Genomic DNA, 15,321 nt, shown 5'->3' on the forward strand with positions numbered 1-15,321 from the left:
CTAGCTCCTAGCATCCTAGCCCCTAGCGCCTATCGCCTAGCACCCAAAGCCTAATGGCTTTTCTAAAACGGAAAAAACACGGGTATCAGGGTCAGTACCACTAGGCTGTAGGTGATTGAGATCGGTAGGCCAAACTTTATGAAATCGGTTAGCTTGTAGTTGCCGGCATTGTAAACCATTAGGTTGGTTTGGTAGCCGTAAGGGCTAATAAAACTGCCACTCGCGGCAAAAGCGACTGCAAGTACAAATGGCATGTAACTTACGCCTAAGCCTTGAGCTATGGTAAATGCAATGGGGAATGTAAGCGCTGCTGCTGCGTTATTAGTTATTAACTCTGTAAATAATAGAGTAAGTAAAAATACACCAATAAAGGCGATATAAACGCTTTGTCCTGCAAGTAAGCCTTCGACTTGCTCGGCTATTAGTTTAGATACACCTGAGTTATCTAAGGCTGTAGCTAATGTTAAAGCGCTCATTACGATAAGCCAAAGCTCTAACGGAAAACGTCGCTTAATTTCGTTTAGCGATAAACAACGGAAACCCACCAGCACTGCTAGGTAAAAAATAAAGCTTTTTAATAAACTAATATCAAAAATTAAAGAGCCCGCAATGGTTGCCACAAAGCCCCAAGTAACAATACGCTCTTTTAAGCCTTTAAGCATGTTGTCGGCTTTAACACCGCTCAGGATAAAAAAGTTTTTAGTTAAGTTAGTTCGTTTAGCAAAGTCAGGGCCAACAGCAAGTATCAAAAAGTCGCCGCTTTGAATGGTAATATCACCTAACTTACCCGAAAGCTTTTCGCCTTCGCGGCGCACTGCAACTACAGCGGCATCAAAGCGTGCACGAAAGCCAGCCGTTTTAAGCGTTTTACCTACCACTGCCGCACCTGGTTTAATAACGACTTCGGTTAAGTTATCGCGCAGTAAACCATCTTGCTCTGCAAATAGGCTTAACCCCTCAAATTGCTGTAGCACCAGCACTTTAGTAACATCGCCTGAAAAAATAAGTTTATCGCCTTCACGAATCATCTGCGTCGGCGCTACTGGCGAAATTAAGCGGTTATCGCGTACTACCTCAACCAAAAATAGTGACTCTAAGCTACGTAAACCATTTTGCTCTACTGTTTTACCTATCAGCGGTGAGCCAACATTCACTTTAGCTTCAACAAAGTAATCGCTAGAGGTTTCATCTTTACAAACCTTACCTTTTAAGCGGTTAATCGTAAGTGCCATCACTAGTACACAGGCTGCCACTGCAGATAGGCCAATAGGTAAGAAGTCAAAGAATTTAAAGCCCTCTGCACCCCGTTCAATCAGCATAGAGTTAACAATTAAGTTAGTTGAGGTGCCAATTAAGGTAAGGGTGCCACCTAAAATAGCGGCATAAGAAAGGGGCAGTAACAATTTGGTAGGGGCAATGAGTTTATTGTTTTTAACCGGGCTAATTAAAGTAGCAACTACGGCTGTATTGTTTAAAAAACCAGAAGCCACAACTGTTGCCAATAAGGTTCTAACATATGACTTAACCACAGAGCCATTAAATAAAACATTGGCCAGTTTTCGTAAAAAGCTGGTGCGCTCAAAGGCAAATGCACAAACAACCAATAAGAGCAGTGTTACCAACCCAGGGTTTACTGCATTATTCAGTAATTGTTCGGTAGAAACCAAGTTTGTAGCAAAGCACAACAAACAAGCGGCAGCAAATACACGCTCAGGAAATTTTTGAAATTTAATTAAGCCTACAATGGTTGTAATAAATATAACCACTATCAACCATTGCTGTAAAATCATTCAAACATCCTTATTCGTAGCTCGCCAAATCATATCTTTTGCCAAAACTTTAAGGTATTAAAGCCGAGGCGCTTTTTAACAAAATAAACTGCCAGTAAGTTTTGTAAGCTAATAAAAAACGCGGTGGCAGTTGCGGCACCAACTGCCCCAAACAGCTTAGTAAAAATAGGCACACTAATTAAAACACCAAAGCCGCTAATGAGAGTAACCAAACGCATATCGCGCTCATGGCCGCTCATCATTAATAAGTAACCAACAGACCCCGTCACTACATTAACCGCTTGCCCTAAAACTAAAATCTGTAAAATAACAGCCCCTTGCTTAAATTCATTACCAAACAAGCTCATCAAAAATTCAGGAAACAGCAGCATAAATAGCACTATGGGTAATGCGCTTAAAACTAATAACCGCACCGAAAACAAAGCTGTTTTACGAATGCCATGCTCATCACCTTTGGCATGAAAAGCCGAAAATTTGGGTGCAACAACCAAATTTACCGCCATTAAAATAAACGAAGTTAAGAGTGCAATACGCTGGGCAACACTAAAAAAAGCGACCTGCTCTGCCACTAAAAATACACCAATGATGATTGGCGCACTCCACTGTACTGATTGGTTCATCATTATAATGACCCAGTTAGGCCTTGCGCTATGCCAAAGCTTTTTAGGGTCTGGCTTTTCGCCATTATTATTTAAGTTTTTAATGCTTAACCAATAAAAAAAGCTAGAAGTTACCCCCAATGATAAGCTTAAATAAAGCGCCGCATCACTTGCTGATTTAGCCGAAAATACAACAACTGCCGTGCCACACAACATTAAGTGAGCGATGTTTTGGCACGGGATACTAGCAACAAGTTTATGTCGAGCCTGTAAGCTCATTGCCACTAAAAATACAATACTCAAACCTATTACTGCAGGGGCTATTAATTGTAAAGTATAAGTTATCTTTGGCTTATTAAATACACTTACAGCAAGCCAAGGTGCAAGTATATAAATACTGACTGTAAATAAACTCGCTACAGGTAAAACATACTTAAGTGCGAAGTTTAATATTGCTTTCACAGTGTAGCCATTATCAGCATCAGCTGATGTAAAGCGCAACACAGTATTGTCAAAGCCAAGCCTGGCAATGCCAGCAAGCAACATAGTTAAAGCTAAACTTAAAAAAAAGTAACCGGCCTGCTCTGCCCCTAATTGCCTAGCAATAATTAAATTAAACAGAAAGGCCATACCAGCGCCTAAAACCCTAATTGTGAGGGCGATAGCAGCATTAATTGCTGTATGTCGGTGCTCAGCGTCGCGCAAAACAGCTTTAATTTTATAAAGCATTAAATTCTCGGTAAGTATGAAGAGTTTAAAAAAGGGATTCCTACTAAAAATTAGTAGGCATTTTTATTCACAAAGCCTTTGAATATAGTTAAGAACACTATTTTTAAATCAAGGAATAATGACCAATTACGAATGTACTCTAGGTCAAACTCTATGCGTTTTTCCATTTTATCTAATGTATCTGTTTCACCGCGCCAGCCGTTTATTTGCGCCCAGCCAGTAATCCCAGGTTTTACCTTATGGCGTAGCATGTAACCTTCTACCAATTTACGGTATTCTTCGTTATGTGCAACAGCATGAGGCCTTGGCCCTACAATCGACATTTGCCCTTGCAATACATTAATAAACTGTGGCAGTTCATCTAAACTCGTTTTGCGAATAAACTGGCCAATTGGCGTAAAGCGCGAATCATTTTTAGTAGCTTGGGTAACTTTAGCGCCGTCTTCCATTACATTCATTGAACGGAACTTCCATACCTTAATCGGTTTGCCATCAATACCATAGCGATTCTGCTTAAAGAATACTGGCCCCTTCGAGGTAAACTTAACCGCCAAAGCTAAACCCAGTAAAACCGGCGATATCATGATTAAAATAAGCGTAGAGAGTACAATATCTTCAATGCGCTTGATGATTGCGTTACTACCATCTAGCGGTGAATCGTAAATACTGATTGTTGGTATACCCATTATGACATCACTACGTGAGTGCAATAACTGATAAGTAAATACATCTGGCACTATATAAACACTTGCAGTGCTATCAGCTAGTTCTTTAACCAGCCACTTACGGCGCTCATAAGCTTGGGGTGGTAATACAATGTATACACGATCTATCCCACCTTCTTTACAATCAGCGACCAGCTTGTCCAAGTTACCTAGCACTTGAGCAGCAACTAACTGCTGCTTGGGAGTAGAGTCATCGTAGTAACCACCAAACACCAAACCAAAGCTTGAATTAGCTACAATATTATTTGCTAATTGTTGACCTAAAGTGCCTGCACCTGCAATCACAACCGAACGAGTATTAATACCCTGAGAGCGTAGTGTTCTTAAGAATAAACGCAGCACAACACGATATACAGAAAGCGAGACTAAAACAGATATAAACCAGTAAAACTGCAAGCCTTCAGGATTTAAGTATTGCGGGGCTAAAAAGTTAACACTTAAAAATAACAGAGCAGCACTAACAAACCAGTGTGAAATAGTTTTTTTTAGCTCTTTGTAAATAGAAAGACCACGCCATGATATATAAAGTTTGTCGAGTTCACTTGTAAAGTGAAACAGGAAAACTGCGAGTAAAGAGGCTGTTGTATGCTGAAGTAACCAAGGGATTTCTTGTAAAGCTACTGCTACCCATAAACAGCCAACAATAATAGTAATATCGAGGATCCGTTGCACGAATGCTATTACCGTTGAATTACTTTGCAAAATACCTTTATGCATTTATGTTTACTTCTCATTTTTATTATTACTAGGGGAAGGTTACCATCATTACACTACTGTTTGTTCATTATGGTAGCCTTTAAAGTATAATCTAACCGTTGGTTATTGCCATTTTTACAACGTTTATTTTTACTAAACAAAGGGGATAGCAGCAAGTGTCTTGCAGCTTGCTCGAAAAACTATGATGCTTGCACTGTAACTAATGCTTTATTTACAAGATCTATAGCTTTTTCGCTTGACTCAGCCTCAGCATAGCACCTTAATTCTGGTGCATTACCAGAAGGTCTTAAATGAACTATATCACCTGATACAAGCGTAATGCGTAAACCATCAGTTAAGTCTAATTCGTAGCTTTCATCATAGCCTAATTCTAATAAAAAGCTTTGCGCATTTTGCTGTAACGCAGCAATAATTTGTAAGCTTTTCTCTCTTGCAAAGTCCTTAATACGATCACTAGCAGTAAACCGTTGTGGTAGCTTGACTAGCAACTCAGATACATGCTTAGGTTGTGCTAACAAAATTAACGCAGGAAGCAAAGCATCTCTTGTTGGCAAAGCTTTAAGTAATTTACCACTGAATGTTATATCTGAACCTAGTAAGTAACCACCATTAGCTTCAAAGCCTGCAACTGAAGAGTATTGTTCAGCTAACTTTGAAAATTCAGCAATAACATATGGCGAGCCTATTTTAGTACGCTTGACTTGCTTAAAGCTTACTGATTTCTCAATTGCTGTATTACAACTTACAGGCGTTGCAAGGGCTTCGATATTTAATAACTGACTACATAATAACCCCAGTATATCACCACGTAACCAATTACCATTTTCATCAGCAATTAATGGTCGGTCACCATCACCGTCTGTTGAAAAAATAGCATCAAAACTGTATTCATTGGACCAATCAAGTGCACGTTGTTTATCTTCATCTGATACAGCTTCGGTATCGATTGGTACAAATTCATCACTTCTGCCAAGGCTGATGACTTCGGCACCTAATTTCTCAAACAGCACCTTATAGATATCACGACCAGCACTTGAATGCTCATAAATACCAACTTTTTTACCTTTGAGGGTATCAGCATTAAAAAGCGAGGTGTAACGCAGTGTGTAAGATTCACAGGCAGAAACATCTAATGGCAATTCATTTAGATGTTTTGGTAACGCTGCGAATATGGCTTTGCTGGCTAGGATAGCCTGTTCATCGGCTTTTGTGATCTCACCATCAGGGCGATAGAATTTTAAACCGTTACGATCAAATGGAATATGGCTGCCAGTAACCATGATGCAAGGCATATTATCTTGCATTGCTTTGTAAGCAAGTGCAGGCGTTGGTATTACTCCATAAAACACTACATTTAACTTGTATTGCTTTAACGCCTCAGCACATGCCTGCGCGATAGCATAACTACTTGGGCGGTTATCTATAGCAATCGCAACTGTATCAAAGGTGAATTCATTTTCTATTGCTGATATAAAGGCTAAAGCAAATGCCGCGTTTACATCAGGGGTAAAATCTTTTACAAGACCTCGTGCACCACTGGTACCAAATGCAATACCGCTCTTTGCTATGATTTCAGAGCAAACTAACTGGCTATCCATAAAAAACCTATTTAATTAATTCTTTTATTAAGCATACAACTAGTACAAATTGAACTGCACTAGCTGCTATTCTAACACCTAATATCTAACTTCTAATATCTGTCTATGCGTTTATTTCACTCGACCATAACGGTCTTCAAAACGTACGATATCGTCTTCGCCTAAGTAAGAACCCGATTGCACTTCGATTAATTCTAAGTCAACTTTGCCTGGGTTTTCTAACGCATGAACCGCTGTAATTGGAATATAAACAGACTCATTCTCTGTTACATATTGCTCTGTATCATCAATTTGAACTTTTGCAGTACCCGATACCACAATCCAATGCTCTGCGCGGTGGTGGTGCATTTGTACCGACAACTTAGCACCTGGTTTTACGGTTATACGTTTTACTTGGAAGCGCTCACCATTATCAACTGAGTCATATTTACCCCATGGGCGATACACTTCACGATGGAAAGTAACTTCAGAACGTTCTTCTGCTTTTAGCTGGTTTACAATCGCTTTAACTTGTTGTGATTTATCCTTATGGGCAACTAGAACGGCATCTTTCGTGTTTACAATTACTAGGTCTTCAACACCGACTGTTGCAACGAGTTTATCTTCACCAAATACAAGTGTATTTTTTGTATCTACCGCTTTGACATCACCTTTAAAGGCATTACCATTTTCATCTTGTGAAGACACTTCCCAAAGAGCAGCAAAGCCACCCACATCGCTCCAACCAGCATCCATTGGTACAACAACGGCATCTTTTGTGTGTTCCATTACGGCATAATCGATTGACTCATCAGGGCAGGCCTCAAAAGCAGCTTTATCTACGCGAATAAAGTCCATATCGCTGTTTTGTACTGCAATAGCTTTTTCGCAAGCTTCGTAGATATCAGGGCGAAATACTTTTAATTCTTCTAAATAGCGGCTTGCTTTAAATAAAAACATACCACTATTCCAGTAGTAATCACCGCTTTCAATATACTGCTTGGCTGTGTCTAAGTTTGGCTTTTCAACAAAACTGTCAACAACATAGCCATGCTCTACAGCGTCACCTCGTTTAATATACCCATAACCTGTTTCAGGGCTGTTACCTACAATACCAAATGTAACTAGTTTATCTTGGTTTGCTAACTCTGCAGCTTTATTTACACTTGCCTGAAAAGCAGCTAAGTCTTCAATTACATGGTCTGCTGCAAGAACAAGTAATAATGGGTCTTGCTCATTTTCAATGGCTTTAAAGGCAGCCAAAGCAATAGCTGGTGCCGTGTTACGCCCTACTGGCTCTAAAAAAATACCGCTATGCTCTGCACCTAATTGGCGCACTTGCTCTGCAGCAATAAAACGATGCTCTTCATTACAAATTAACATGGCTGGTGAGTGCGCTAAGCCCGCTAAGCGGCTTAGCGTATCTTGAAGCATGGTCTGCTCGCCGTTAAGCGTTAAAAATTGTTTTGGATAGTTGCCACGTGATAACGGCCATAAGCGTGTGCCTGAACCACCCGCCATGATTACTGGTAAAATCATAAAAATTCCCTGTGTTTATTTTGTTAATGCTTCAAAATACCATTTTGTATGCTTGTGGACCGCAGGCGATTTGAGTAATTCATCAAAACCAAACCATTTATATGCTGCATGCTGCTCGTTTAATGGTAATGCATCAAGCTGTTGCTTTGTAAGTTTTAATACATAAGCAATTGCGACATAGTGTGTTTTTATTTTATCGTTAAATACACAATCATCATAAAAGTGGTCATAAGGGCCGAGCAGCTCAGCCGTTGATAACTCAAGTTCGATACCCAGCTCATTAAAAGTTAGCCTTTCAAAAGCATTAGACAGTGACTCATTTTTTAAAATACGACCACCTGGAACAAACCAAAAACCTTCTGCGGGGCGGTTTAACCTTTGCCCAAGTAACGCTTCATTATTTTCGTTAAGTACAACAAGGTCTATAGATACCAGAGGGGTACTGTCGATGACGGTTTCAAACGTTCTTTGCTCTAAAAACATACTATTTTCTAAAGTTGTCTTGGTTGGCTAAAAACCACTCATACGTCTGCGCTAAACCACCTTCAAGGCTGATTTCATATTGCCAACCTAAAGACTTTAATCTAGAGACATCCATAAGCTTACGAGGGGCACCATCTGGTTTTGAAGTATCAAACTCAATTTTGCCTTTAAAACCAACTACCTTAGCTACAGTTTCGACTAACTCACGAATAGTACAATCGACACCTGTACCCACATTAATATGGCTAAGCATCTCTTGTGTATTTGAGTTATAAACATCATTACTAAGGTTCATAACATGTATCGAAGCCGCAGCCATATCATCAACGTGTAAAAATTCACGCATAGGCTTACCTGACCCCCAAGCAATAACCTTGTCATCACCAGCTAATTTAGCCTCGTGGAAGCGTCTTAGTAATGCAGGTATTACATGAGAGTTTTCTGGATGAAAGTTATCATTTTCACCATATAAATTTGTTGGCATCACTGAGCGATAATTTCGCCCATATTGACGGTTATATGATTCACACATTTTAATGCCGGCAATTTTAGCAATTGCGTAAGGTTCATTTGTTGGCTCTAATGTACCTGTTAACAAGGCACTTTCTTGCATTGGTTGCTCAGCTAATTTAGGGTAAATACATGAAGAACCTAAAAAAAGCAAGTCATTTACCCCAGCTAAATGAGCACTATGAATAATATTATTTTGAATCATCAAGTTCTCATATATAAACTCTGCAGGGTAAGTATTATTAGCAATAATTCCCCCAACTTTAGCCGCAGCTAAATACACTTGATCAATATCATTCGATTCAAAAAAATTAGCAACTGCACTTTGGTCCAAAAGGTTTAACTCTGAGCGAGAGCGAGTGATAACTGTCACTTCAGGTTGCTTTTGTAATTGCCTAACAATAGCACTACCGACCATTCCGTTATGACCAGCGACAAAAATAGTTTTAGCTTGCATTGTTCTTTCCATAATAAAACCCAGCTTTGCGCTGGGTTAATAAGTTTATAACTAAAAGTCCTGTAGTTACTCTACAGAAACACTAATGTCATAACCGTGCGACTTTAAAATTGCATGTTGCTTCGCTTTAGCTAAGTCATTTTGCACCATTTCAGCACACATTTCTTCTACAGTGATTTCAGGTACCCAACCTAACTTTTGTTTCGCTTTTGTTGGGTCGCCAAGTAGCGTTTCTACCTCAGCAGGGCGGAAGTAACGAGGGTCTACGCGAACAATTACATCACCTACACTTAGAGCCTCAGCATTATCACCCTCAATAGCAGCGACAGTGGCAATTTCGTCAATACCTTCACCACTAAACTCTAAAGTAATACCAAGCTCTTTAGCAGAAAGTGTTACAAACTCGCGTACAGAAATTTGCTTACCGGTTGCAATAACAAAATCTTCAGGTGTATCTTGTTGAAGCATCATCCACTGCATACGCACGTAGTCTTTAGCGTGACCCCAGTCACGTAGTGCATCCATATTACCTAGGTATAAGCATTTTTCTAAACCTTGCGAAATATTAGCTAAGCCACGGGTAATCTTACGTGTAACGAATGTTTCACCACGGCGAGGTGATTCATGGTTAAATAAAATACCGTTACATGCATACATACCATATGATTCACGATAGTTAACTGCTATCCAATAAGCATACATTTTAGCTACAGCATAAGGTGAGCGAGGGTGAAAAGGTGTTGTTTCTTTTTGCGGGATCTCTTGTACTTCGCCATAGAGCTCAGAAGTCGATGCTTGATAAAACTTAGTTTTCTTTTCTAAACCTAAAAAACGAATTGCTTCTAAAAGACGTAATGTACCAATAGCATCAACATCAGCGGTATATTCAGGGGCTTCAAACGATACAGCAACATGGCTTTGCGCACCTAAGTTATAAACTTCATCTGGCTGAACCTCTTTTAAAATGCGGGTCAGGTTTGATGTATCTGTTAAATCACCATAGTGCAAAAAGAATTTAGGGTTATCTTCGTGGATATCTTGATAGATATGATCTACACGTTCTGTATTAAAACTCGATGCACGACGTTTAATACCATGTACTTCGTAGCCTTTTTCTAACAAAAACTCCGCTAAATATGATCCATCTTGTCCTGTTACACCCGTTATTAAGGCTACTTTAGTCATTATCTTTTCCTTTTACTAACTTATCTATATCGCTTACAAAGCGTTCAATTATATTATTAATATCTAAATTTTTGAGCGCATAATTGCGCGCAATCATATTTGGTTTACTAGTATCTGTTGCGAATACAGCTTTTAAACCCGCAATAAAGTCTTTTGTATTTTCGGGTTCAACCCTTGTATATATCCCAGAGTTTGCTTGCTCAATTTTTCCAAGCTCTGTAGATTCTTCGGCTGTTACTAGTGCATGCCCTCCAGCTGATAATATATTGGTTAGTTTTGAAGGTAATACTGCATCTGCAGCTCCCTTCTTTTGTACAACCAAATGAACATCAGCCATAGACAACATCGCAGGAACATCCTCCCAGTCTTGAAGAGGTTTAAAATATACATTATCTAAATTGCTAGCTTTAGCGAGCCTTTTTAGAATATCAACATAAGCACCAGCACCAACAAAAACAAACTTTACATTTTTATCACCTTCAAAGCTTTTAGCTGCCTCTATCACAATTTCAAGGCCTTGTTTTTGGCCAATGTTACCTGCATAAAGTACAACTTTGTCTGTTTCTGCAAACCCCCACTCTTTCCGTAAAGCAGAACCATCTGTATCAGGTGTTACAAAACTGGTATCAGCCCAATTAGGGAAAAAAAGTAACTTAGACTTATCGACTCCTTTTCGCTCAGCGTTTTCAAGCATACTGTAAGAAATACTAGAGACTACATCAAACTTTTTCATTAGCCAAGATTCAGTTCGCCTTACGATTTTTGTAATCTTTCCCTCACTAACCATACCAAGACCAAACATAGCATCTACTTCAAAATCTTGAATATGCAATATAGTTTTCACACCAAACAGTTTTGAAAATAGCAATGTCGCTGGCGCACAAAACAAAGTCGGCTGTACTAAAAAAATTACATCTGGCTTATTTTTGATAAACTTAATTAGTAAAGCAATGCTAGATGAAACTGAAAATGTACTTAGGTGTAAAAGTCGCTTGAATGTAGTAACCTTTGAAGGGACATACAAAGGACTTCTAATTACTTTAACCTCATTTATGTTTTCAGATTTGTATAAAAAACTACTGTAGCTGTGCTCAACTTCCCAATTAGGATAATATGGAGGAGCAACTAAGGCTGTAACACTATAACCATAAATATCACTTATGGCTTCACACATTTCCCCATTATACTTTCCTATACCAGTCTTTTCTGGAGCATAATTTAAACTATATAAAAATAAGTTCATTTTTCGGACATCCTATTTAAAACTTTCAAAACATTGTTGCCGAAAGCATCTTCGGTATAGGACTCACTGACATCATAAGCAGCTTCAATAATACTTGAATATAAATCAGGCTCTTTTAGAACTTTCTGTATTAAGGTAACCCCTGATTCCAATTGCATATTTTTTTCTAAAAACAAACCTGTCTTTTTATTAACTATTAAGTCTTGTATACCACCTATATTATTTGTAACTACAAGTAACCGACTAATCATTGCTTCGAGTAAAACTAAAGGTAACCCTTCCTGTTTATAAAGGGTTGGAAAAAGTAGAATATCTGACTCGTTATAAAGCTCGTACTTGTCGACACCACTTACCACTCCTAGATACTCTATAGGCTCACCCTCTATCAGATCTTGTAATTTTAAAATAACTTCATCAGATCCATTCCCTGCAATTTTTAACTCAACATCAGAACCTAATATTTTAAGTTTTTTTGTAATTTCAATTGCTGTTTTATAACCTTTAGCCTCTATCAGATTACTTAAATAAAGCAATCGAATTTTTCGATTTCTTAGCGTTGGAGTTTCTCTATAATTCCTAAGCAGGTATTCATGCAGTTCATTTGAGAAGAAATTACCTACAACAAAAGAATTTTTTATTTTAAATTTTGATGAATACTGACGCTGCAAGGTATTGGACAAAAAAATATGAGCATCAACATTCCTGAAAAAATAATCTACCAAAGCTTTAAAATAAGGCTTGTAAGTATCATATTCATTAATTACACGTGAACCATGATAGTGAGCAACAACTTTAGCTTTGAAAAGTTTGCACATGACTAAAGCAATCAGAAATCTAATTAAACCTAGCCTACTGAGGCCTGGTGTCATATAGACAGTAGCATTGCGCTCCAACGAACATAGCAATTGAAAATACAAACCAAGCATTTGAAAAAGCTTCTTAAAACCAAAACCGCCAGTTTTATCGGGACCACTAGCTAAGTTACTATCAATAAACGCACAACTCTGATAGGTCGTTTTAATACGCTCTTTGATAACTTTATTGCAGTTTAGCTCACCACAAAGCTGCCCACTTAAGGTACCTATGAAAACCATCTCAGTCATTTAAAGTACCTTAACTTTTCTAAGAAAGTCAGACAGTAATGCTCTAAACAAATAATAAGAAAACTTAAAGTAAAGTCTCCATGTCAGAACTTTAGCCTTTTTGACAATCCTGTACCTTTCAATAGTACTTCGGAACTTCCTAGTATTTGAAACACCCTCATTATCAATAACAGCGATATCCAAATCTACATACTTGAATGTAGCACCTAACAAGTACCCCCTTAAATAAAACTCATAATCCCCGGCTATTTTATAATCTAGAGAATAGGCTTTATTTTTAAATAACTCAGCCTTTGTAAATACAGCTTGATGGCAGAATACCATTCCGAAAGTAATATCACTCAACTTAGAATTCTTAAATTTAACAAACCCTTCTGGAGTATCTCTCAAAGCATTACCATAAATGATATCTTCATCACCTGATAAAAACCTTACAGCTTCATTTAGTATACACTTAGAACAAAAGGTATCTCCTGCATTAAGGAACAAAATATATTCCCCTTCTGCCAATTCAACCCCTTTATTCATTGCATCATAAATACCACCATCAGGCTCAGAAATATACTTATCAACAATAGAGCTTTTTATTAAAAGCTCATTGGTACCATCACTTGAGCCACCATCAATAACTATATACTCATAATCACTATAAGACTGAGATTTAACAGAGTCCATTGTGCTCTTTAAATCATTAATACAGTTATAACTGATAGTTACGATACTCAACTTAACCATTACAACCTCTTTCAAATTTTATAAACTTCTTTAATTCAAGTAATGGCAAAAGATAAAACCAGTACCAAGGAGATGAAATTGGTTCTCCTCGAAAAAAACCCTGAGCAATAAAAAATACTAAACACATCGCTGAAAGTAATATTGTTTCGCTTTGCTTTGATTCTTTGAGAGAGCCTTTTAAAATATATAATAGAAAAATTACAAATAAAAACATATAAACTAGACCATAGTTTATTAGTGTTACTAACCACCCTATCGCTATAGTAAGATTAAAACTAGATGCTGTGTTAACACCACAACCTACATACAAACAGTTTTTCGCAACTAATTTGATACTTTCAATTTGTTCTTGCCTTTGAGCTAGTGATGAACTCCCAACATCGGAGCTTACAAACTTTGTTTTCAAATATTCTGTGATAAAATAATTATCTAAAGCAAAATAGAGGAGGAGAGAAATCGTAAAAAAAATAAAAATGGGTCTTACAAGGTTTTTATTTGTTCTTTTCAGAATAACCAAGTAGACGATAATTAACGATGCAAATGCCGATAAAGATAAGGTTAATAAAAGAGCAGTCAAAATTATTAGCAAAATAAAATAATCTCTAGCTGATAGTTTACTTCTTGTTAGATAATAAATAACAACCGGTCCAAGTGCCATCGCGAAATTACCTGCTTCTGATGTAAAAGATTGAATCCTATATACATACTCCCCCAAGTAAGGTAATCTCATCCATTGTAGCCCAAAGAGTGAAACCCCCCTCACACCTTCATCTAGGTCGCCACTAGTAGAAATTTGAATCTCTGTTAGACGGACATCCCCTACAAACAATGTTAAAAAAAAGCCAACTAAAGCTAAAGATGTTAATACAACAATTATGCTCCTAATCACCTTTTCATATTTTATCCAAGAGTAAGGTTCGAAGAAAAGAATTAGATAGACTACTATAATCACCCTAATAACTTCAGGAACAAAGTCAAACTCTTGATGTATCAGTAAAGATGAAAGTAAGAGAAAAATAATCTTACTTACAGACAAGGACACAGCTAGTAAACTAAATACACTTGAGTTATGTATTCTCCTACGACTAAATGCATCCAAAGCAAAAATGCTTATCAATATAGATATTGAAAGCATTAACCCTTTATAAAATGAATCAGAAAAATATCGAAAGACAAAGGGATAATAAAACAAAAAAAAGAAGAGCACCCCAGCCCCAGCATAAAATGAATGCTTCTTATACTCTAAGTGCATTATACAAGCCATTAGCTTTTTCTAAGAGCTGCATCAGAGTTGGTTCTAGCTCTAGTCTTTTTAATAATTCGCGCTTCTTGTCTTCCTTTTCTTGAGTCGGCAAAGAAACTTTTAAATCATCGCCTTTATCTTTAACATTTAGGTCATTAATAATATCTCTGTATTCAGAACTTTCAGAACAAAAAGAATTTTCCTTGTCTAAATTTAAAATATTTGCGACTTTATCTGTTACCAAATCACTATTAGAAATGACATCTTTAAACTCAAGAATATGTATCTTTTTTGAATTTCTATTAAGAAAGCCATAGAAATCAACATAATAATTAAGGCAGTCACTTAAACTTAAGAACCTCTCCCTTATAGCCAATGACAAGACACTATCAAGTGGTTCTCGAATAATTACTAGGATAGGCACATTCAACTTAAAAGCGTTCAAGACTTGTGCTTCACTGTGCATATGGTGAGCAATATTTATGTTATCAAAAGTATTTTCAGTTACAACTACTGCGTGAGTATTCGCACTTCTTGGGTAACCTTCAATGACAATGTCTGTCTTAGCATTCACTAATAGCTCATTCCTATAGTGCTTTGATAATGAGTAAAAGATATTAAATAAAAAAGGCTTTAGTGCTAAAAAACGCCTTACCCTAAATCCACATATACGAAAAAAACTCATA

At 37.5% G+C, this 15,321-nt stretch carries 13 protein-coding genes; all 13 read right to left on the reverse strand.

Features of this window, described 5'->3' with window-relative positions:
* Nucleotides 1-62 precede the first annotated feature (62 nt).
* Nucleotides 63-1,790 carry an SLC13 family permease gene (locus PASHI_RS13590; RefSeq protein ID WP_062566030.1) on the reverse strand — a complete coding sequence of 576 codons (1,728 nt, stop codon included), beginning with the start codon at nt 1,788-1,790 and terminating at the stop codon, nt 63-65.
* A 29-nt stretch (nt 1,791-1,819) separates the two neighbouring features.
* Entirely contained in the window at nt 1,820-3,118 is a 1,299-nt protein-coding gene (locus PASHI_RS13595) for an oligosaccharide flippase family protein (protein WP_062566031.1), read from the reverse strand.
* 50 nt (nt 3,119-3,168) lie between these two features.
* Nucleotides 3,169-4,560 (reverse strand): undecaprenyl-phosphate glucose phosphotransferase, encoded by a 1,392-nt coding sequence (locus tag PASHI_RS13600; RefSeq protein ID WP_062566032.1) that lies wholly within the window; start codon nt 4,558-4,560, stop codon nt 3,169-3,171.
* Nucleotides 4,561-4,739: 179 nt separating this feature from the next.
* Nucleotides 4,740-6,158: a phosphomannomutase gene (locus tag PASHI_RS13605; RefSeq protein ID WP_062566033.1), complete on the reverse strand. Its 1,419-nt coding sequence runs from the start codon at nt 6,156-6,158 to the stop codon at nt 4,740-4,742.
* A gap of 111 nt (nt 6,159-6,269) precedes the next feature.
* A complete protein-coding gene (locus PASHI_RS13610; RefSeq protein WP_062566034.1) occupies nt 6,270-7,676 on the reverse strand; it encodes a mannose-1-phosphate guanylyltransferase/mannose-6-phosphate isomerase in 1,407 nt (468 codons plus the stop codon).
* Between the two features lie 15 nt (nt 7,677-7,691).
* Nucleotides 7,692-8,159, reverse strand: coding sequence for a GDP-mannose mannosyl hydrolase (locus tag PASHI_RS13615; protein ID WP_062566035.1), 468 nt, complete (start codon nt 8,157-8,159; stop codon nt 7,692-7,694).
* Between the two features lies 1 nt (nt 8,160).
* Nucleotides 8,161-9,126 (reverse strand): GDP-L-fucose synthase, encoded by a 966-nt coding sequence (gene fcl / locus PASHI_RS13620; RefSeq protein WP_062566036.1) that lies wholly within the window; start codon nt 9,124-9,126, stop codon nt 8,161-8,163.
* Between the two features lie 66 nt (nt 9,127-9,192).
* A complete protein-coding gene (gene gmd / locus PASHI_RS13625; protein WP_062566037.1) occupies nt 9,193-10,311 on the reverse strand; it encodes a GDP-mannose 4,6-dehydratase in 1,119 nt (372 codons plus the stop codon).
* Nucleotides 10,304-11,554, reverse strand: a complete 1,251-nt coding sequence (locus PASHI_RS13630; protein ID WP_062566038.1) for a WcaI family glycosyltransferase — start codon at nt 11,552-11,554, stop codon at nt 10,304-10,306. Before PASHI_RS13630 ends, gmd begins: the two co-directional genes overlap by 8 nt.
* Nucleotides 11,551-12,657, reverse strand: a complete 1,107-nt coding sequence (locus PASHI_RS13635) for a glycosyltransferase family 4 protein (protein ID WP_062566039.1) — start codon at nt 12,655-12,657, stop codon at nt 11,551-11,553. The genes PASHI_RS13630 and PASHI_RS13635 overlap by 4 nt, the downstream gene beginning before the upstream one ends.
* On the reverse strand, nt 12,658-13,392 hold the full coding sequence (locus PASHI_RS13640; protein ID WP_062566040.1) for a glycosyltransferase family 2 protein: 735 nt from the start codon (nt 13,390-13,392) through the stop codon (nt 12,658-12,660).
* Complete coding sequence (locus PASHI_RS13645; protein ID WP_062566041.1) at nt 13,385-14,644, reverse strand: hypothetical protein; 1,260 nt, start codon at nt 14,642-14,644, stop codon at nt 13,385-13,387. Before PASHI_RS13645 ends, PASHI_RS13640 begins: the two co-directional genes overlap by 8 nt.
* Nucleotides 14,628-15,320: a hypothetical protein gene (locus PASHI_RS13650; protein ID WP_062566042.1), complete on the reverse strand. Its 693-nt coding sequence runs from the start codon at nt 15,318-15,320 to the stop codon at nt 14,628-14,630. The genes PASHI_RS13645 and PASHI_RS13650 overlap by 17 nt, the downstream gene beginning before the upstream one ends.
* Nucleotide 15,321: the final 1 nt, after the last annotated feature.

The sequence above is a fragment of the Pseudoalteromonas shioyasakiensis genome, assembly GCF_001550135.1.
In the GTDB taxonomy this organism is placed as follows: domain Bacteria; phylum Pseudomonadota; class Gammaproteobacteria; order Enterobacterales; family Alteromonadaceae; genus Pseudoalteromonas; species Pseudoalteromonas shioyasakiensis.